17 protein-coding genes are annotated in these 16,236 nt (G+C 56.5%); 6 read left to right on the forward strand and 11 right to left on the reverse strand.

Going from position 1 to position 16,236, the window contains the following annotated elements; all coding sequences use genetic code 11:
- Positions 1 to 21: 21 nt before the first annotated feature.
- The 4 genes from ACU4F7_RS11645 to ACU4F7_RS11660 form a co-directional block, all read right to left on the reverse strand.
- Positions 22 to 1,377, reverse strand: coding sequence for an esterase-like activity of phytase family protein (locus ACU4F7_RS11645; RefSeq protein WP_029591662.1), 1,356 nt, complete (start codon positions 1,375 to 1,377; stop codon positions 22 to 24).
- Between the two features lie 171 nt (positions 1,378 to 1,548).
- Positions 1,549 to 1,743, reverse strand: coding sequence for a hypothetical protein (locus ACU4F7_RS11650; RefSeq protein ID WP_481636955.1), 195 nt, complete (start codon positions 1,741 to 1,743; stop codon positions 1,549 to 1,551).
- 72 nt (positions 1,744 to 1,815) lie between these two features.
- Positions 1,816 to 2,016 (reverse strand): hypothetical protein, encoded by a 201-nt coding sequence (locus ACU4F7_RS11655; protein ID WP_029591660.1) that lies wholly within the window; start codon positions 2,014 to 2,016, stop codon positions 1,816 to 1,818.
- A gap of 123 nt (positions 2,017 to 2,139) precedes the next feature.
- Entirely contained in the window at positions 2,140 to 2,478 is a 339-nt protein-coding gene (locus ACU4F7_RS11660) for an FxLYD domain-containing protein (RefSeq protein ID WP_029591659.1), read from the reverse strand.
- A gap of 382 nt (positions 2,479 to 2,860) precedes the next feature.
- Here ACU4F7_RS11660 and ACU4F7_RS11665 point away from each other — a divergent pair, with 382 nt between their 5' ends.
- The 3 genes from ACU4F7_RS11665 (at position 2,861) to ACU4F7_RS11675 (ending at position 5,236) form a co-directional block, all read left to right on the forward strand.
- Positions 2,861 to 3,055 (forward strand): glycogen synthesis protein GlgS, encoded by a 195-nt coding sequence (locus tag ACU4F7_RS11665; protein WP_481636956.1) that lies wholly within the window; start codon positions 2,861 to 2,863, stop codon positions 3,053 to 3,055.
- Positions 3,056 to 3,769: 714 nt separating this feature from the next.
- Positions 3,770 to 4,096: a DUF3302 domain-containing protein gene (locus ACU4F7_RS11670; RefSeq protein WP_024557544.1), complete on the forward strand. Its 327-nt coding sequence runs from the start codon at positions 3,770 to 3,772 to the stop codon at positions 4,094 to 4,096.
- Positions 4,097 to 4,099: 3 nt separating this feature from the next.
- A complete protein-coding gene (locus ACU4F7_RS11675) occupies positions 4,100 to 5,236 on the forward strand; it encodes an HlyD family secretion protein (protein WP_481636957.1) in 1,137 nt (378 codons plus the stop codon).
- A 153-nt stretch (positions 5,237 to 5,389) separates the two neighbouring features.
- Here the strand turns inward: ACU4F7_RS11675 and ACU4F7_RS11680 are convergent, their stop codons facing one another.
- From ACU4F7_RS11680 to ACU4F7_RS11710, 7 genes are all read right to left on the reverse strand, one after another.
- Entirely contained in the window at positions 5,390 to 6,058 is a 669-nt protein-coding gene (locus ACU4F7_RS11680) for a DUF3313 domain-containing protein (RefSeq protein ID WP_481636958.1), read from the reverse strand.
- Positions 6,059 to 6,277: 219 nt separating this feature from the next.
- Positions 6,278 to 7,702 (reverse strand): aminobutyraldehyde dehydrogenase, encoded by a 1,425-nt coding sequence (gene patD / locus ACU4F7_RS11685; protein ID WP_481636959.1) that lies wholly within the window; start codon positions 7,700 to 7,702, stop codon positions 6,278 to 6,280.
- Between the two features lie 23 nt (positions 7,703 to 7,725).
- Positions 7,726 to 8,532, reverse strand: coding sequence for an ABC transporter permease (locus ACU4F7_RS11690; RefSeq protein ID WP_029591654.1), 807 nt, complete (start codon positions 8,530 to 8,532; stop codon positions 7,726 to 7,728).
- Positions 8,522 to 9,466 carry an ABC transporter permease gene (locus tag ACU4F7_RS11695; RefSeq protein WP_029591653.1) on the reverse strand — a complete coding sequence of 315 codons (945 nt, stop codon included), beginning with the start codon at positions 9,464 to 9,466 and terminating at the stop codon, positions 8,522 to 8,524. Before ACU4F7_RS11695 ends, ACU4F7_RS11690 begins: the two co-directional genes overlap by 11 nt.
- Before the next feature lies 1 nt (position 9,467).
- Entirely contained in the window at positions 9,468 to 10,481 is a 1,014-nt protein-coding gene (locus ACU4F7_RS11700; RefSeq protein WP_029591652.1) for an ABC transporter ATP-binding protein, read from the reverse strand.
- Positions 10,482 to 10,495: 14 nt separating this feature from the next.
- Positions 10,496 to 11,641, reverse strand: coding sequence for a putative ABC transporter substrate-binding protein YdcS (gene ydcS / locus ACU4F7_RS11705; protein ID WP_024557537.1), 1,146 nt, complete (start codon positions 11,639 to 11,641; stop codon positions 10,496 to 10,498).
- A 397-nt stretch (positions 11,642 to 12,038) separates the two neighbouring features.
- On the reverse strand, positions 12,039 to 13,469 hold the full coding sequence (locus ACU4F7_RS11710) for an aminotransferase-like domain-containing protein (protein WP_481636960.1): 1,431 nt from the start codon (positions 13,467 to 13,469) through the stop codon (positions 12,039 to 12,041).
- A gap of 202 nt (positions 13,470 to 13,671) precedes the next feature.
- Here ACU4F7_RS11710 and ACU4F7_RS11715 point away from each other — a divergent pair, with 202 nt between their 5' ends.
- The 3 genes from ACU4F7_RS11715 to ACU4F7_RS11725 are packed head-to-tail and all read left to right on the forward strand — an operon-like array spanning position 13,672 to position 16,219.
- Entirely contained in the window at positions 13,672 to 15,075 is a 1,404-nt protein-coding gene (locus ACU4F7_RS11715) for a cytochrome ubiquinol oxidase subunit I (protein ID WP_481636961.1), read from the forward strand.
- Positions 15,075 to 16,085 carry a cytochrome d ubiquinol oxidase subunit II gene (cydB, locus tag ACU4F7_RS11720; protein WP_481636962.1) on the forward strand — a complete coding sequence of 337 codons (1,011 nt, stop codon included), beginning with the start codon at positions 15,075 to 15,077 and terminating at the stop codon, positions 16,083 to 16,085. Before ACU4F7_RS11715 ends, cydB begins: the two co-directional genes overlap by 1 nt.
- Positions 16,085 to 16,219 carry a DUF2474 domain-containing protein gene (locus ACU4F7_RS11725; RefSeq protein WP_071788478.1) on the forward strand — a complete coding sequence of 45 codons (135 nt, stop codon included), beginning with the start codon at positions 16,085 to 16,087 and terminating at the stop codon, positions 16,217 to 16,219. The genes cydB and ACU4F7_RS11725 overlap by 1 nt, the downstream gene beginning before the upstream one ends.
- Positions 16,220 to 16,236: the final 17 nt, after the last annotated feature.

Consider the following 16,236-nt stretch of genomic DNA (forward strand, 5'->3'; position numbering starts at 1 on the left):
AAGCCGGTTGAGAAAATAAGATTACAACGGTTTATCGAGCGTAATCACCCACAGATCGTTTTCTGACTGCGGTTTTTCCAGCGGTTTGATGCCAATGCGAGTGGCCACACTTTTGCCATCCAGCGTCAGGTGGCCTTTACCGTCAACCTGGTAATCATCGGCGTCCTGCTTGTCGCCTTGCGGTTTTTCAAGCGTAGCCTGTAGGCCGAAGTCGTTGTCGTTAATCACCGCGATGGTGTGCTTATCGACAATCGTCAACCCTTCCGCCTTTTCCTGTTGCCAACCGAGCTTGCGCAAATCCACCAGCAGCGATTTACTCGCAAGCGTAATGCCGCGCGCGTTGAGCCTGTCGGCGTCGTCAAATTCCGGCGGCTGTTCTTTATCGAAACGGCTAAGGTCAGTCGCGTCGCGTAAATCAACGACGTAAACCAGATTGCGCATGGCGTTGTTTTTATCGCCGCCCTGCTCAATCAACAGCAAACGGTGGTTATCCAGCGCCGCGATATCGCCGATTTTGGCGTCTTTCGCTTTTTTATAGCGGTCGAGATCAATCGGATAACCGTACATCGCCGTTTTTCCGCTCGCCGGGTCGAAGCTCACCAGCCGGGTAAAACGCGCGCTGTTCTTGGTTTTACCGTCGATATCCAGCGTGCTCTGCACCGCCGCGATGATGCGGCCATCGGGCATACGCGTCAGCCCCTCGAAACCGCGGTTAGACTGGCGCCATTTGACGATATTCGGCAGGCCGCTCGCGACGGCCTGTTCGCCCTGTTCCGCCTGCGGCCCATGCTTTTCAAGGATCTTGCCGTTGGCGTCGATGTGAATAATAAACGGGCCATATTCGTCGCACAGCCAGTAGCCGCCCTTGCCGTCCGGGGTAATGCCTTCGGTATCAAGACCCCGGCGGTCGCCTGGCAGCGGTTGCAGCGCGTCGTTAAGCGCAAGCTCGTTAGTCGCGCCAATCAGCCCTTCAGGCAGCGGCAGACCTGTGATATTTCCCTGCGCGTCGTGCAGCGGTTTTGCCGCCACCGCTTCCGCTTTGTCGCCGCTCACGCGCAGAGTCATCAACTGCGGCGCGTAGCCGGGGCTTGCGAAAATTTTCGATTCACGCTTACCGGCTTTCGGCGAATCGGCGTTCGGGCCGCGGTCGGTAACGGTCGCAAAAACCAGCGTGTCGCCCTCTTTGCGCAGAAACTGCAGGCCAGAGCCGACGCCGACGGGCAGCCCATCCGGGAAAGCGCTGGCGTAGTCGCCCTGGTAAGCCACGCGATCGCCCTGCGGGAAAGTGACAACGTAACGATGCACTTCCGGCTCGGCAGCCCTGGCGGTTAACGAAAAAAGTGAAGCAAGCAGGAGAGCAAGAGGTTTATTTTTCATCAGCATAGCGTCCATTTTAAAGATGCCCCTGTTATAAAGAGCCGCTGTGACAGATTAATGACAACGGGCCTGGCGATGCCGCCTGTGCGGCGCTGCCAGACCTGGAATACGCTGAGGGTGAGGTTAAGGATGGATGTGCGCTCTAAAGTATGTTGTAACTAATTAAAGAACTCAGGTTTTATGGCTACGGCAGGCGAAAGGAAGAGGCAAAGCGCGGCCCGGCGTCCTGGCATGGTTTTCTCGCGCGGTGAGCTTGTGCGCCGCGTTAACCGCGTTCGCGCTCACCGGTGCGCCCTGGCTATTACACAGAGAGTTCATCACATCGACGGTTTGCCGGGCCGCCAGCGCCTGCTCATAACCCGGCATGCTGTAAGGTGGCCTGGCGGTAATCGAACAGCATTTTTGCCTGCCGGAGACCCGGCAGGCGGAAGAAAAGATTCAGGCGGAGAGTTTGCCGGTCTGGGCGACTTCATCCAGCCGCTGTTTCATTTCCTCCAGCGCGCGCAGCAGATTCTGGTCCGCCTCGGTGGCGGTTGCCCCTTTGCCGGTGACGGTGAAGTGGTAAGTTTCCTCGCGGCAGGTTGCGGTATAGACATATTCCCCTTCCGGCTGTTGCTTTTTATCGATCGACAGTGACATACATCCTCCTTTAAGTCGTGTTTACTCAAAGGGTAGAGTATTTTTTTGCATTACGATGCCGGCATGCGGCGCGCAAGGATAAAACAACGCGTCGGTGCGATCGCCTTCAACGTCCTGAAGGCGTTAAGGAATAGCGGAAAGCTCCGCCAGGCGGAAATGGTCTGGTTTGACAATACGCGTATGGCAGCGCGCGTTGATAAGCCATTCCTGCTTCGGTTGCAGGTTAAAGACTATATCGGTGCTGTACCCTACCACCATGCCGTTTTTCAACAGGTTGAATGCGACATAGACCTGCCGCAGCGGATGGTTGGTCAGGTTTTTGACCAGTCCCTCAATGCGCATATGCCCTTTGACCGTTTTTACGAAATGGAGATCGGATATCGAAATCCGCTTTTCGCCAGCACGGGCAACGCCCCAGCAGAGGGTAAGCGCAAGCAGGACCAGGATTAACAGAGGTTTCATCGCAGCTCAAAGAAGATTAAGCGCCACAGCCAGCGAGGCTGACAGGCGCGTCGTGACTAACATAGTTAGCATCCTAACCGATTAACTACAGGGCTTTTAACCTGTTATGGCGTTAAAAGGTAAGCAGATGTGTAGATGATGCGCGTTGCGCCTTTTGACGGTCTGCGGCGCTAAGCATACAATTTGCACCGCTGCGTAAAAAATAAACGAAGCGATGAGCTGCGCGAGAAAATAATATTCCCGCCTCTTTTTCTTTTACGTTTCGTTATTACATGTTGAAAAGTGAACCATTATAGGATTGGCTGTTTTAACGCTTTTGAATAATACTTTTGATAAGAATCCCTTTCTTCTTTATCCCCACCCACTGATGAAGGAGGAATTGATGCAGTCTGTTGAACAACAAAGCATTATGTTATCTGGTAATTTTGATTTTCTGGCACGCAGTTTTGCTCAAATGTGCGTTCACGGTAGGCAGTTCGATATAGATACCATCACAGGAAATATGGATAGCGACAGTAGAGTATGGTTCGTTAAACGTTATCATTTCTACCTCAGCTATTTAGTAAACCAGCATTAATGGAATAAAGCCCAGCCGGGTAGCGAAAGCTACCCGGTTTCGTTTATCGCCCTTGATCACTTTTCTTGATGAATGAATAACCCGCGCCGGTGTTTATTTTCCCCCTGTTGCTGTCTCGCCATGAACATTTCGCTTAAAAAAACAACGATACGCAGAGAACGCAGCGCGACGGGGCCTAAGGCGTATTTTAAGCACATGTATTACCACACAAAATGTTAAATGTTTCGCCTTGAGAACCTTCCCACCTTTATCTACATTTTTGCTTCGTGACGTTGGTCACAGGTAACGAATGATGCTTTGCATCGCCTCTGAAGGTGACTGGATTTCTACCTTCAGAGGTTTCTTTTTTCAGCGCCCGTCGCTGGTAACGAAACGGGTTAATTTTTCACCGCGCCACCGGTCCGGTAAAAGGTGTAGCTGAGCGAAACGCGCGCAACTCTCTACTTTCGGCGTATTGACAAATCCACCGCTTATTTTTTGCAACCATTGAGAACCTACTCTTCGCAGCGGCAAAAAATTGATTTAAAAAAATCAATATAATAAAATAGGGCGCACTGCAAAATGCCATGAATGCATTATTTCCTTTGCCGCTTGTTTCTGATAACCCATTTTAATCTCTGCGATAAAGCGCAAAAATCATGTACTTTTTTAACAGGGCGATGGCGTTAGCGTCTATATTAGTATCGAACAGTACATCGTTTATTCGAGGCGGCTATGTTTCTTAACTATTTTGCGCTGGGTGTACTTATTTTTGTTTTTCTGATTATTTTTTATGGGATTATTATCCTGCATGATATCCCCTATCTGATTGCAAAATCGCGCAACCATCCTCATGCCGATGCTATTCATGTGGCAGGCTGGGTAAGTTTATTTACGCTTCACGTAATCTGGCCCTTTTTGTGGATTTGGGCGACCTTATACCGCCCGGAGCGTGGCTGGGGCATGCAGCAGAAAGATGAAGCTGAGCTTGCGCAGTTGCAGCAACGCGTACAGGAGCTGGAGCGTAAGCTTGGCCATATTACACCACCGCCGCAGGAGTAAGAGATGGACTTGCTCATCATTCTCACTTATGTCGCCATCGCCTGGTCGATTTTTAAGATTTTCAAAATACCGGTAAATAAATGGACCGTGCCCACAGCGGCGCTCGGCGGCGTGTTTTTAATTGGCGCGCTTATTTTATTAATGAACTATAACCACCCTTATACTTACCTTGCTCAGAAAGCAGTGATCTCGGTGCCGATAACGCCGCAGGTTACTGGCGTCGTCACAAAAGTGACGGATAAACAGAATAAGCTGATAAAAAAAGGCGAAATGCTTTTTGAGCTTGATAAAGGCCGATATCAGGCCCGGGTGGAAAGATTACAGGCCGACCTGGTCACAGCAATACACAATATTCGCGCCCTGAAAGGACAATTAGATGAAGCTATCGCCAACACGTCGCGCATTACGGCGGAACGCGATCGTTTATATAAAGATTACCAGCGCTATGTCAGGGGCAGTCAGGCGAGAGTGAATCCCTTCTCAGAAAGCGATATTGATAACGCGCGCCAAAATTATCTGGCGCAAGAGGCGCTGGTAAAAGCTTCCGTTGCCGAACAGGCGCAGATTCAAAGCCAGCTTGACAGCACGCTCAACGGCGAACAGTCGCAGATTGTAAGCCTGCGGGCGCAACTGGCGGAGGCCACCTATAACCTCAACCAGACGGTGGTTCGCGCGCCTGGCGACGGCTACGTCACGCAGGTGTTAATTCGCCCCGGCACCTATGCCGCCGCCCTGCCGCTGCGTCCGGTGATGGTTTTCATACCCGAGCAAAAGCGGCAAATTATCGCGCAGTTCCGGCAAAACTCGCTGTTGCGTTTGCAGGCAGGCGATGAAGCGGAAGTGGTTTTTACCGCCCTGCCGGGTCAGGTCTTTGCGGGAAAACTCACTGAAATCCTTCCCGTGGTGCCCGGCGGCGCTTACCAGGCGCAGGGCACGCTGCAATCGCTTACCCTGCAACCCGGCAGCGACGGCGTGCTGGCGGTGATTGAGCTTGAACCTAATGCAGAGGTGGATGCCCTGCCGGATGGCATTTTCGCCCAGGTGGCTATCTATTCTCAGCATTTCACGCATGTGTCCGTCATGCGTAAAGTCCTGCTGCGTATGACCAGCTGGATGCACTATCTGTATCTTGATCATTAATACAAATTGCCATTCACAGGTATTATTTACATTGAGGTTATGCTCTGGCGCAGGCGAAATAATAACGATTCATGACCGGATGAATAACTAGCCTGCTAATAAAAGCGAATCCCATAATGGGATTCGCCTTAAGCTTAATTTAATCTTCAACCGTTAGTTGGCGGGAAATGCGCCCACGTCGGCGACCATTTCATCAATCGCGCTTTTTACATCCGCTTCGGTTATTTGCGTAGTGCTATTGGAAACTGTTCGGCCATAGCCTTTTCTTACCACTTTTAATACCGGTTTGTTTGTTGAAACGTCAATTGCTTCCGCCTCAATAAACAGCAACGCATTTTGCGAACGTTTACCCGTTAACGCCATGGTGCCGGCGACCACGGCCGTGACAGGCAATACTTCATAAAATCTTACGTCTTTATTTTCTGCCGAAACGGCAGTGATGGCCGTTTTAAATATCAGCCCTCCCGGCTGCGGCTGCTGGACAAGCTGCAGGCGAGAGCCGACTGCGGTTTTCAAACGCTGCTCGGTATAGGAACGAATCCGCTCAAGCGTCTGGGCGCTAACCCGGCTGTTAGGCGTTGCGGCGGGATAATAGACAACGGGCGCGAAATAAACGCTTTTGTAATTACTGACGCGAAAATCGGGTGATATCCAGCGTAAGACATCTTGTCCCGAAGGCGTTTTCGCCGGTTTTAAGTCAGAATAATTTTGCAGAAATCCGGAGTATTGATTAGTTTCAGCAACCTTTGATGAGCAGCCTGCGAGCGCGCAGGTCAGTAATATTGCGCCCAGCCTTAGCGATAACTTTGTGGTGACGACCATGGTGCCTCCGAGTGATATTATTGCCGCGTTTATTTCACCTTGAAATTATAAAAGATGCATAAAAAATCACAGGCGCACAATAGAAATATTTTTAAGAAACAGCGTAACAGTTCACAAACAACATTAATAATATTGTCTTAATGACAAGGCGCTGGCTTACGCCGCGCGGCGTTATTCTCAGGCGCGGCGTAAACCCTTTTTAAAAGAGTGATGGGCAAATTAATGCTTTATCATGACATGCCTTACGACCGTGTAGTCCTCAAGCCCATACATCGACATATCCTTGCCGTAGCCGGAATGCTTCTGTCCGCCGTGCGGCATTTCGCTGACCAGCATAAAATGGGTGTTGACCCAGGTGCAGCCGTACTGCAGCCGCGCGCTTAAGCGGTGAGCGCGGCCTACGTCTTGCGTCCAGACAGAGGAAGCCAGCCCGTATTGCGAGTCGTTCGCCCAGGCGAGCGCCTGCGCTTCGTCGTCAAACGGCGTCACGCTGACTACCGGGCCGAAGACTTCGCGCTGCACAATGTCGTCTTCCTGTTTGGCGCCGGCGATAACCGTTGGTTTGAAGAAATAACCCGGACCCTCGAGCTTCTCGCCGCCGGTCACCACCTTAACGTGGGGCAAGGCTTTGGCCTCGTTGACCGCCTTGCTTACGCGCTCCAGATGCGCCAGCGAACTGAGCGGGCCGAGTTCGGTGGTTTCCTCTTCCGGCGCGCCCTGCTTCAGGCTCGCCACCGCCGCGCCCAGTTTTTCCACCAGCTGCTCGTAAATGCCCTTTTGCGCGTAAACGCGACAGGCCGCCGTACAGTCCTGCCCGGCGTTATAGAATCCAAAGGTGCGGATGCCCTCCACCACCGCGTCGAGATCCGCGTCGTCAAACACCAGCACCGGCGCTTTGCCGCCAAGCTCCATATGGGTGCGCTTAACGCCCGAGGCGGTGTGGCGGATGATGTGCTCGCCGGTGGCTATCGATCCGGTCAGCGAAACCATGCGCACTTTCTCATGCCCGGTAAGCGGGTCGCCCACCGTCTGGCCGCGGCCAAACAACACGTTGAGCACCCCTGGCGGCAGAATCTCTTTTGCAAGCTCCCCGAGCTTGAGCGCGGTAAGCGGCGTAATTTCAGAGGGTTTGATAACCACGCAGTTGCCCGCCGCCAGCGCCGGCGCCAGCTTCCAGGCCGCCATCATCAGCGGGTAGTTCCAGGGCGCGATGGACGCCACTACGCCTACCGGATCGCGGCGGATCATCGAAGTGTGGCCGCTCAGGTATTCGCCCGCGGCAAGGCCGCTCAGGCAGCGCGCCGCGCCCGCAAAGAAGCGAAACACATCCACCACCGCCGGAATTTCGTCGTTAATAACGCAGTGCAGCGGCTTGCCGCAGTTTTGCGATTCAAGCTTCGCGAATATTTCCGCGTTTTGCTCAATGGCGTCGGCCAGTTTGAGCAGCGCTTCGGCGCGTTCTTTCGGCGTGGTTTGCCCCCACTGCTCAAAGGCGGCGTCGGCGGCGTTAACCGCCTCATCCACCTGCGCAGGCGTCGCTTCGGCAATCTCCAGCAGCACTTCGCCGGTTGCCGGGTTGTAGACAGGCAGCGTTTCCCCTTCGCCGCTCAGGAGTTTCCCGTTAATCAGTAGTTGATTCTGCATAGCGTTTTCCTTTGAACGAAAAGTTATTTACCGCCGCCGGCGACCATTTCGCCGTCGCGGGTCAGCCACCAGGCTCCCAGAATGGGGATCATTGTCACCAGCATAACCAACAGCGCCACCACGTTAGTCACCGGCACGTCGCGCGGTCGGCCAAGCTGGTTGAGCAACCAGAGCGGCAGCGTGCGTTCGTGCCCGGCGGTGAAGGTGGTGACGATAATCTCATCGAACGACAGCGCGAAAGCCAGCATGCCGCCCGCCAGCAGCGCCGTACTGAGGTTCGGCAGGATCACATGCCGGAAGGTTTGCCAGCCATCGGCCCCGAGATCCATCGAGGCTTCTACCAGGCTGTAGGCAGTACGGCGAAAACGCGCAATCACGTTGTTAAACACGACCACCACGCAGAAGGTGGCGTGACCGACCACAATCGTCAGGAACCCTGGTTCAAAGTTTAGCGTTTTAAACGCCGTCAGCAGGGCGATGCCGGTAATTATCCCCGGCAGGGCGATGGGCAGCAGAAGCAGCAACGAGATGGCGTTTTTACCAAAAAATTCGCGCCGCCAGAGCGCCGCCGCCGCAAGCGTGCCCAGCACCAGCGCAAGCGCGGTGGCAAGCGCCGCCACCTTCACGGAGAGCATCACCGCGTCGAGAATATCGGACCGCCCTGCCGCCACGCTGAACCAGTGCAGGGTAAAGCCTTTCGGCGGGAAGCTAAACGCGGCGTCTTCGGTGTTGAAGGCATAAAGCGCGATAATCACCAGCGGAAAGTGGAGAAAGAGCACTCCGCCCCAGGCGGCGATTTTCAAAAACAGCGGCGGGCGTTCAGAGTGCATCGAAGGCTCCCAGGCGCTTCACGAACGCCAGATAAACAGCGATTAACACAATCGGCACAAGGGTAAAGGCCGCCGCCATCGGCATGTTGCCAATCGCCCCCTGCTGGGAATAGACCATGTTGCCGATGAAGAACCCCGGCGGTCCCACCAGCTGCGGCACGATAAAGTCGCCCAGCGTCAGCGAGAAGGTGAAGATTGAACCCGCCGCCACGCCGGGGATGGAGAGCGGCAAAATGACATGGCGGAAGGTTTGCGCCGGGCGCGCGCCGAGGTCCGCCGAGGCCTGCAGCAGCGAAGGCGGCAGCCGCTCAAGCGCCGCCTGAATCGGCAGGATCATAAACGGCAGCCAGATGTAGACGAAGACCAGAAAGCGCCCCAGGCCCGACGTGGAGAGCGTGTTGCCGCCAATGCCGGGTATGCCGAGCACGGCGTTAAGCGCGCCTTCCAGCCCCAGATGCTGTAAAAACCACTGCGCCACGCCGTCTCGCGCCAGCAGCAGCGTCCACGCGTAGGCCTTAACGATATAGCTCGCCCACATCGGCAGCATGACGGCGATATAAAAAAACGCTTTCATCTTGCCGCTGGTGTAGCGCGCCATGTACCAGGCCATGGGATAGGCAAGAATGGCGCTGGCTATCGTCACCGCAATCGCCATCGTCAGGGTGCGCAGGATGATGTCGTAGTTGGAGGGAATAAACAGCGCTTGCAGGTTGGCAAGCGTTAAGTCCGGCGTCACCGACATGGTGAAGTCGTCAAAGGTGTAAAACCCCTGCCAGAGCAGCGTGAGCAGCGACCCGAGATAGATTACGCCGAACCAGAGCAGCGGCGGCAGCAGCAGTAAAAACAACCACAGCGTCGGGCGCTGCCAGAGCAGCGTCGTGACGCGGCGCAGCCCCCCTTCGCGAGACGTCGCGGGCATGACGGTCATCTCCATCTTACCCCTCCCCGCGCAGCGGGATCATCGCCTCGCGCGCCCAGGAGGCGGTCACTTGCTGGCCGATGCGAAAGTCCCCTTCGCTCAACGCGCTGTGCAGGTTCGCCTGGCTTACCAGCAGCTTCTCGCCACTCGCAAGCCGCAGCTCAAGCCGGGTTGCCGCGCCCTGATACTGGATCTCCTGCACGGTGCCGTTTACCTGAATCTCTCCGGCCTGGTTAAGCCGGATATGCTCCGGGCGCAGCGAAAAGGCGCCCTGTGTACCACACAGGCGCTGCACCAGCCCGTCGTCAAGCACGTTGGCGGTGCCGACAAACCCCGCCACGAACGGCGTGCGCGGGCGCATATAAAGCGCGCGAGGGGAATCGACCTGCTCAATGCGGCCGTTATTAAAGACCGCCACGCGGTCGGACATCGACAGCGCTTCGCCCTGATCGTGGGTGACGAAAATAAAGGTGATGCCAAGCTCGCGCTGCAGTTTTTTCAGCTCTACCTGCATCTGCTCGCGAAGCTTTAAATCCAGCGCGCCGAGGGGCTCGTCCAGCAGCAGCACGCGCGGCTGGTTAACCAGCGCCCGGGCGATGGCCACGCGCTGGCGCTGGCCGCCGGAAAGCTGCGACGGTTTGCGCGAATGGGTGAAGCCGAGCGCCACCCGCTCCAGCGCCTCCTGCGCCTGGGCAAGCCGCGTTTTTTTCGCCACCCCTTTCACCATCAGCCCGTAGGCGACGTTTTCCAGCACCGACATGTGCGGAAAGAGCGCGTAATCCTGAAACACCGTGTTGACGTCGCGCTCCCAGGGGGGCAGCTCGCTCGCTTCGCGGCCAAAAATGCGGATAGCGCCGCAAGAGAGCTGTTCAAAGCCGGCGATGAGCCGCAGGCAGGTGGTTTTGCCGGAGCCGGAGGGCCCCAGCATGGAGAAAAACTCGCCGTCTTTTATCTGGATGGTGACGCCGTCCACGGCGCGTACCTCGCCATACAGCCGGGAGACGTTATCAAACTCAACTGCGTACGACATAGAAAACTCCCGGGTTAACGGCCACCCATAATGGCGATGTAGTCCTGCGTCCAGCGGCTGTAGGGGACGAATTTTCCGCCCTGGGCGACCGGCGTTTTCCAGAAGACGATTTTGTCAAAGAAGCCCATGCCGTTAGTCTCGCACCCTTTATCCCCCAGCAACGTGCTGGCTTTGCACCCCTCCACCACCGCGGGCAGCGAGCCAAACCAGGCGGCGACATCCCCCTGCACTTTCGGCGTTAACGACCAGTTCATCCATTTATAGGCGCAGTTGGGGTGTTTAGCCTCGGCGTGCAGCATGGTGGTATCCGCCCAGCCGGTCACCCCTTCTTTCGGGAACACGGTGGCGATGGGCTGGCCTTCGTTTTTCAGCGCGTTCGCCTGATAGGGCCAGGCGCTGGAGGCCACCACCCCTTCGTTTTTAAAATCGCTCATCTGTACCGTGGTGTCGTGCCAGTAGCGGTGAATGAGCTGATGCTGGTCGCGCAGCACCTTCAGCACCGCGTTGTATTGCGCTTCGGTGAGCTGGTAAGGGTCGGTAATGCCCAGATCGGGCTGTTTCGCTTTGAGATAAAGCGCGGCGTCGGCGATATAAATCGGCCCGTCGTAAGCCTGCACGCGGCCCTGATTAGTTTTGCCGTCCGGTAAATTCTGTTTTTCGAAAATCACCGCCCAGCTGTCTGGCGGCTGCGGGAAGGTTTTGGTGTTGTACATCAGCAGGTTCGGCCCCCACTGGTAAGGGGTGCCGTAAACTTTGCCGCCCACGTTGAACCAGTCGCCTTTCACCAGACGCGGGTCGACGTTTTTCCAGTTCGGGATAAGCGCGGTGTTAATGGGCTGCACGCGTTTGCCCATGATGAGGCGCAGCGAGGCGTCGCCGGAGGCGGTAACCAGGTCATAGCCTCCTTTCGCCATCAGGCTGACCATCTCATCGGAGGTGGCGGCGGTTTTTACGTTTACCTTGCAGCCGGTCTCTTTCTCAAAGCCGGTGACCCAGTCGTAATTTTTATCCGTTTGCCCGCTTTCGATGTAGCCCGGCCAGGCGATGATATCGAGGCGGCCCTCGCCCTGGCCGATTTCTTTGGGAGGTTCTGCGGCCTGGGCGGTGAGCACGGTCAGGCACAGCGCAGAGAGCGTGCTAAGCGCGAAAGATTTGCTCATGGTTCTCTTACTCCTGTCTGAATTAATTAGCCGGCCGCCTTGCCGTAAAAATATCTCCCGAAATAAACATATACGTAGCGAAGAGGTTTCTCTCGCCGGGTGTAAAAATTTTGTTAAGGATGTGACAAGCCGCGCACTCTTTGTTCTCTAAGAAGAAAGTTGCAGAAATAAATGGGCGCTTTTTCAGAGTGTAGACAGTGGGTTAGCTTTGTGAAGCCTTTTTAGAAAACTATCAGAATTCCCTATGACCGGGTTAACAAGCCGCGTGAAAAAAATAATAAAACGGCTCTCAAGCCTTATTTTTTAATTATTTCCGCAGCAGGAATAACCTGTTCATGAAATGAGAAAACCCGGCCGTGAAAGGTTAATAATGACCGGGTTTATTTAATAAACGGCGTCAGGCGCTAAGCGGCGTTCGCGCCGATATCGCCTGGCGAATAAGCTCGGCGAGGCGGATAGCCGCCTGCTCTTCCCGCTCGCCCCAGGCCCATGACGTATTGAAGCGAAAGAAATTGTGCCAGGTATCGCTGGTGGAGAACATGCGCCCCGGCGCGATGCTTATCTGGTGGCGCAGCGCCTGCTCCCCCAGTTCGCCGGCGTCCAGCCCGGCGGGAAGCTCAATCCAGAGAAAATAGCCGCTTTCACTGCGGTGAATACGCACCTCGGCGGGCAGATGGCGGCGCAGCGCCTGCCAGGCCTGCTGTTTGCGCTCGGCGAGCTGGCGGCGCAGGCGGCGCAGATACGCGTCGTAGCGTCGGGTGGCGAGGTAATCCACCAGCGCCATCTGCATCGGCGAGCTGGTGGAAAGCGTGCTCATCAGTTGAAGCTGCTGAATGCTTCTGGCGTGCCTGCCCGCCGCCACCCAGCCGATGCGAAACCCCGCCACCAGACATTTCGAGAACGACGAGCAGTGCAGCGTTATCCCCTGCTCATCCCAGGCGCGGGCGGGCAGCGGCTTGTCGCGTCCGTAGTAAAGCTCGCTGTAAACGTCGTCTTCAATCAGCGCCACGTTGTGCTGTGAAAGCAGCGCCACCAGCTTTTGCTTTTTTTCCGGGCTTAAGGTGAAACCGAGCGGGTTTTGCGCGTTGGTCATCAACCAGCACGCTTTGACCGGGTAGTCGTTCAGCGCCTGGGCCAGCGCGTCGAGGTCGATACCCTCTTCCGCGTCGGTCGCCACCGACAGCGCCTTCAGACGCAGCCGTTCCAGCGCCTGCAGCGCGCCGTAAAAACAGGGGTTCTCGACAATGACCCAGTCGCCCGGCTCCGTCACGGCCTGAAGGCTGAGGTTAAGCGCTTCAAGCGCCCCTGCGGTAATCACTATCTCTTCCGGCGACACGTTCACCCCCTGCTGGGCGTAGCGGCGGGCGATGGCGTGACGCAGCGCCTCGTTGCCTGGCGGCAGGTTTTCGATGACGCTCATGGCGTTGGCGTACTTACTGACATTCGCCAGCGACCGATTGAGCTGGGCGAGCGGAAAGAGACGCGGGTCCGGGAAAGCGGAGCCAAAAGGCACCACCGAGGCATCGGTGCTCGCCTGCAAGACATCGAAGATATAGGTGTTGATATCCACCTGCTCGTCGCGGCGTATCTGCTCGGGCGGCTGCGGCACGCGGGCCTGGGGCTGCGGCGCGACATAGTAGCCCGACTGCGGCCGGGCGACGATGACGCCCTGGCTTTCCAGCATCTGGTAGGCGTGGCTTACCGTCATCAGGCTCATGCCGCTGCTGGCGACCTGTTCGCGCAGGGAGGGCAGCCTGTCTCCCGGGTGCCAGACGCCCAGGGCTATCTGGTCGATTATCTGCTGCACCAGCCGTTGATACTTTTTCATGCTCACCTCCCTGCGACGGGAGCCAGTGGTAACAAAGAGTTAACGAGTATAAAGCAACTGCCTGCCGCTTGGTTAGATCAGCTGCGTAAAATCGCAACTTTTTAATTAACTGTTATAGTCAAATAGCGCCATTCTGTTTCTGCAAGTTTCTGCTGCCCCTGAGTACCCTTTGTCGCAGACAACGTTATGTCATGAGGTGTGCATGTTTGGTTTAGACGCGTTTATCCTGGCAAGGATTCAGTTCGCCTTTACTGTCTCTTTCCATATTATTTTTCCCGCCATTACCATCGGGCTCGCCAGCTATCTGGCGGTGCTGGAGGGCTTATGGCTCAAAACGAATAACCCGGTATGGCGTTCGCTTTACCATTTTTGGGTCAAGATCTTCGCCGTTAACTTCGGGATGGGCGTGGTCTCCGGGCTGGTGATGGCTTATCAGTTCGGCACTAACTGGAGCGGCTTCTCGCAATTCGCCGGCAGTATCACCGGCCCGCTGCTGACTTACGAAGTGCTGACCGCCTTCTTTCTGGAGGCGGGCTTTCTGGGTGTCATGCTGTTTGGCTGGAACAAAGTGGGGCCGGGGCTGCACTTTCTCGCCACCTGCATGGTGGCGCTCGGCACGCTGATGTCGACCTTCTGGATCCTCTCCTCCAACAGCTGGATGCATACGCCGCAGGGCTATGAGATTCATAACGGCCAGGTGGTGCCGGTGAACTGGTTCGAGGTGGTCTTTAACCCCTCCTTCCCCTTCCGCCTGCTGCATATGTCGATAGCGGCTTTCCTCAGCAGCGCGCTGTTTGTTGGCGCGTCCGCCGCCTGGCATCTGCTGCACGGCAACAACACGCCGGCGATCCGCAGAATGTTTTCCATGGCGCTGTGGATGGCGCTTATCGTCGCCCCCATACAGGCGTTTGTCGGCGATATGCACGGTCTGAACACGCTTAAGTATCAGCCGGTGAAAATCGCCGCCATCGAGGGACACTGGGAAAACCCGCCGGGCGAAGCGACGCCGCTGCTGCTCTTCGGCCTGCCTGATATGGAAGAGGAGCGCACGAAATACGGTCTGGAGATCCCCAAACTCGGCAGCCTTATCCTGACCCACAGCCTGGACCAGCAGGTGCCGGCGCTGAAAGATTTCCCGAAAGAGGAGCGGCCTAACTCCACCATCATTTTCTGGTCGTTCCGCATTATGGTCGCCATGGGGCTGCTGATGATTCTGATGGGCGTGCTGAGCCTGTGGCTGCGCCATAAAGGCACGCTTTACCGCTCAAGGCCTTTTCATCACTTCGCCCTGTGGATGGGACCCGCCGGGCTGGTGGCGATACTGGCGGGCTGGGTGACCACCGAGGTGGGCCGTCAGCCCTGGGTGGTCTACGGCCTGCTGCGCACGCGGGACGCCGTCTCCGGCCACAGCGATTTGCAGATGAGCCTGAGCCTGTTGACCTTTATCGTGGTCTATTCGGCGGTCTTCGGGGTGGGTTATTACTATATGGTGCGGCTGATTAAGAAAGGCCCGGAGTCTGTGGATCACCTGCCCTCTTCCACAACCGGTACACCGGCGCGCCCGCTCTCTGCGGCTGGCGAATCTCTGGAACAGGAGAAACCGTAATGGGTATCGATCTCTCTTTAATCTGGTTTGTGATAATCGTTTTCTCCACGCTGATGTATATCGTGATGGACGGGTTTGATCTGGGCATCGGCATCCTGTTTCCGTTTGTGCGCGACCCGCACGACCGCGACGTAATGGTAAACACTGTGGCGCCGGTCTGGGATGGCAACGAAACCTGGCTGGTGCTGGGCGGCGCGGGGCTGTTTGGCGCTTTCCCGCTGGCCTACGCGGTGATTATCGACGCGCTGACCATCCCGCTGACGCTGATGCTGATTGGCCTGATCTTCCGCGGCGTGGCGTTTGAATTTCGCTTTAAAGCGGTCGCCGCGCACCGCGCCTTCTGGGACAAATCGTTCGTTTGCGGTTCGATTCTCGCCACCTTCTGCCAGGGCATTGTGGTGGGCGCGGTGCTGAACGGTTTTTCCGTGACGGGCCGACGCTTCAGCGGCGGCGCGCTTGACTGGCTGACGCCGTTTAACCTCTTTTGCGGGGTCGGTCTGGTGGTGGCCTATGCGCTGCTGGGCGCAAGCTGGCTGGTAATGAAAAGCGAAGATCCGCTGTTAAGCCGCATGCGCAGCGTGGCGAAAACGCTGCTGCTGGCGCTGCTGGTAGTGCTGGCCATCATCAGCGCCTGGACGCCGTTTGCCCACGCCGCCGTGGCGCAGCGCTGGTTCTCCTTGCCGAACCTCTACTTCCTGCTGCCGGTGCCGGTGCTGGTGGTGCTGTTCAGCCTTGGGCTCTGGCGCCGCCTGAGCAACCCGGCCAGCCATACGCTGCCGTTCGTGCTGACGCTGGGGCTGATTTTCTTAGGGTTTAGCGGGCTTGGCATCAGCATCTGGCCGAATATCATTCCGCCTGATATTACCCTTTGGGAAGCCGCCGCGCCGCCGGCGAGCCAGGGCTTTATGCTGGTGGGCGCGCTGCTGATCCTGCCGGTTATCCTGATGTATACCTTCTGGAGCTACTACGTGTTCCGCGGCAAAGTGCAACACGGGGAGGGTTACCATTGATGGCTTCGTCAACGCCTTTATGGAAACGCCTGCTGTGGATGGCGGCAATCTGGGCCGCCAGCGTACTGGCGCTCACGGCGGTTTCGATGGTGTTCCGCATGCTGATGACGGCGGCGGGGTTAAAGACACATTAATGCGAAGGGGGCCTGGC

Source organism: Franconibacter pulveris (assembly GCF_056780215.1).

What these genes read in the sequence shown, in the direction of transcription:
- ACU4F7_RS11660 (WP_029591659.1), bottom strand. Translation starts at nt 2,478, where the DNA reads ATGAAACCTCTGTTAATCCTGGTCCTGCTTGCGCTTACCCTCTGCTGG.
- ACU4F7_RS11710 (WP_481636960.1), bottom strand. Translation starts at nt 13,469, where the DNA reads ATGAAAAAGTATCAACGGCTGGTGCAGCAGATAATCGACCAGATAGCC.
- ACU4F7_RS11670 (WP_024557544.1), top strand. Translation starts at nt 3,770, where the DNA reads ATGTTTCTTAACTATTTTGCGCTGGGTGTACTTATTTTTGTTTTTCTG.
- cydB (WP_481636962.1), top strand. Translation starts at nt 15,075, where the DNA reads ATGGGTATCGATCTCTCTTTAATCTGGTTTGTGATAATCGTTTTCTCC.
- patD (WP_481636959.1), bottom strand. Translation starts at nt 7,702, where the DNA reads ATGCAGAATCAACTACTGATTAACGGGAAACTCCTGAGCGGCGAAGGG.
- ACU4F7_RS11715 (WP_481636961.1), top strand. Translation starts at nt 13,672, where the DNA reads ATGTTTGGTTTAGACGCGTTTATCCTGGCAAGGATTCAGTTCGCCTTT.
- ACU4F7_RS11680 (WP_481636958.1), bottom strand. Translation starts at nt 6,058, where the DNA reads ATGGTCGTCACCACAAAGTTATCGCTAAGGCTGGGCGCAATATTACTG.
- ACU4F7_RS11655 (WP_029591660.1), bottom strand. Translation starts at nt 2,016, where the DNA reads ATGTCACTGTCGATCGATAAAAAGCAACAGCCGGAAGGGGAATATGTC.
- ACU4F7_RS11650 (WP_481636955.1), bottom strand. Translation starts at nt 1,743, where the DNA reads ATGCCGGGTTATGAGCAGGCGCTGGCGGCCCGGCAAACCGTCGATGTG.
- ACU4F7_RS11675 (WP_481636957.1), top strand. Translation starts at nt 4,100, where the DNA reads ATGGACTTGCTCATCATTCTCACTTATGTCGCCATCGCCTGGTCGATT.
- ACU4F7_RS11665 (WP_481636956.1), top strand. Translation starts at nt 2,861, where the DNA reads ATGCAGTCTGTTGAACAACAAAGCATTATGTTATCTGGTAATTTTGAT.
- ACU4F7_RS11695 (WP_029591653.1), bottom strand. Translation starts at nt 9,466, where the DNA reads ATGGAGATGACCGTCATGCCCGCGACGTCTCGCGAAGGGGGGCTGCGC.
- ACU4F7_RS11690 (WP_029591654.1), bottom strand. Translation starts at nt 8,532, where the DNA reads ATGCACTCTGAACGCCCGCCGCTGTTTTTGAAAATCGCCGCCTGGGGC.
- ACU4F7_RS11725 (WP_071788478.1), top strand. Translation starts at nt 16,085, where the DNA reads ATGGCTTCGTCAACGCCTTTATGGAAACGCCTGCTGTGGATGGCGGCA.
- ACU4F7_RS11645 (WP_029591662.1), bottom strand. Translation starts at nt 1,377, where the DNA reads ATGAAAAATAAACCTCTTGCTCTCCTGCTTGCTTCACTTTTTTCGTTA.
- ydcS (WP_024557537.1), bottom strand. Translation starts at nt 11,641, where the DNA reads ATGAGCAAATCTTTCGCGCTTAGCACGCTCTCTGCGCTGTGCCTGACC.
- ACU4F7_RS11700 (WP_029591652.1), bottom strand. Translation starts at nt 10,481, where the DNA reads ATGTCGTACGCAGTTGAGTTTGATAACGTCTCCCGGCTGTATGGCGAG.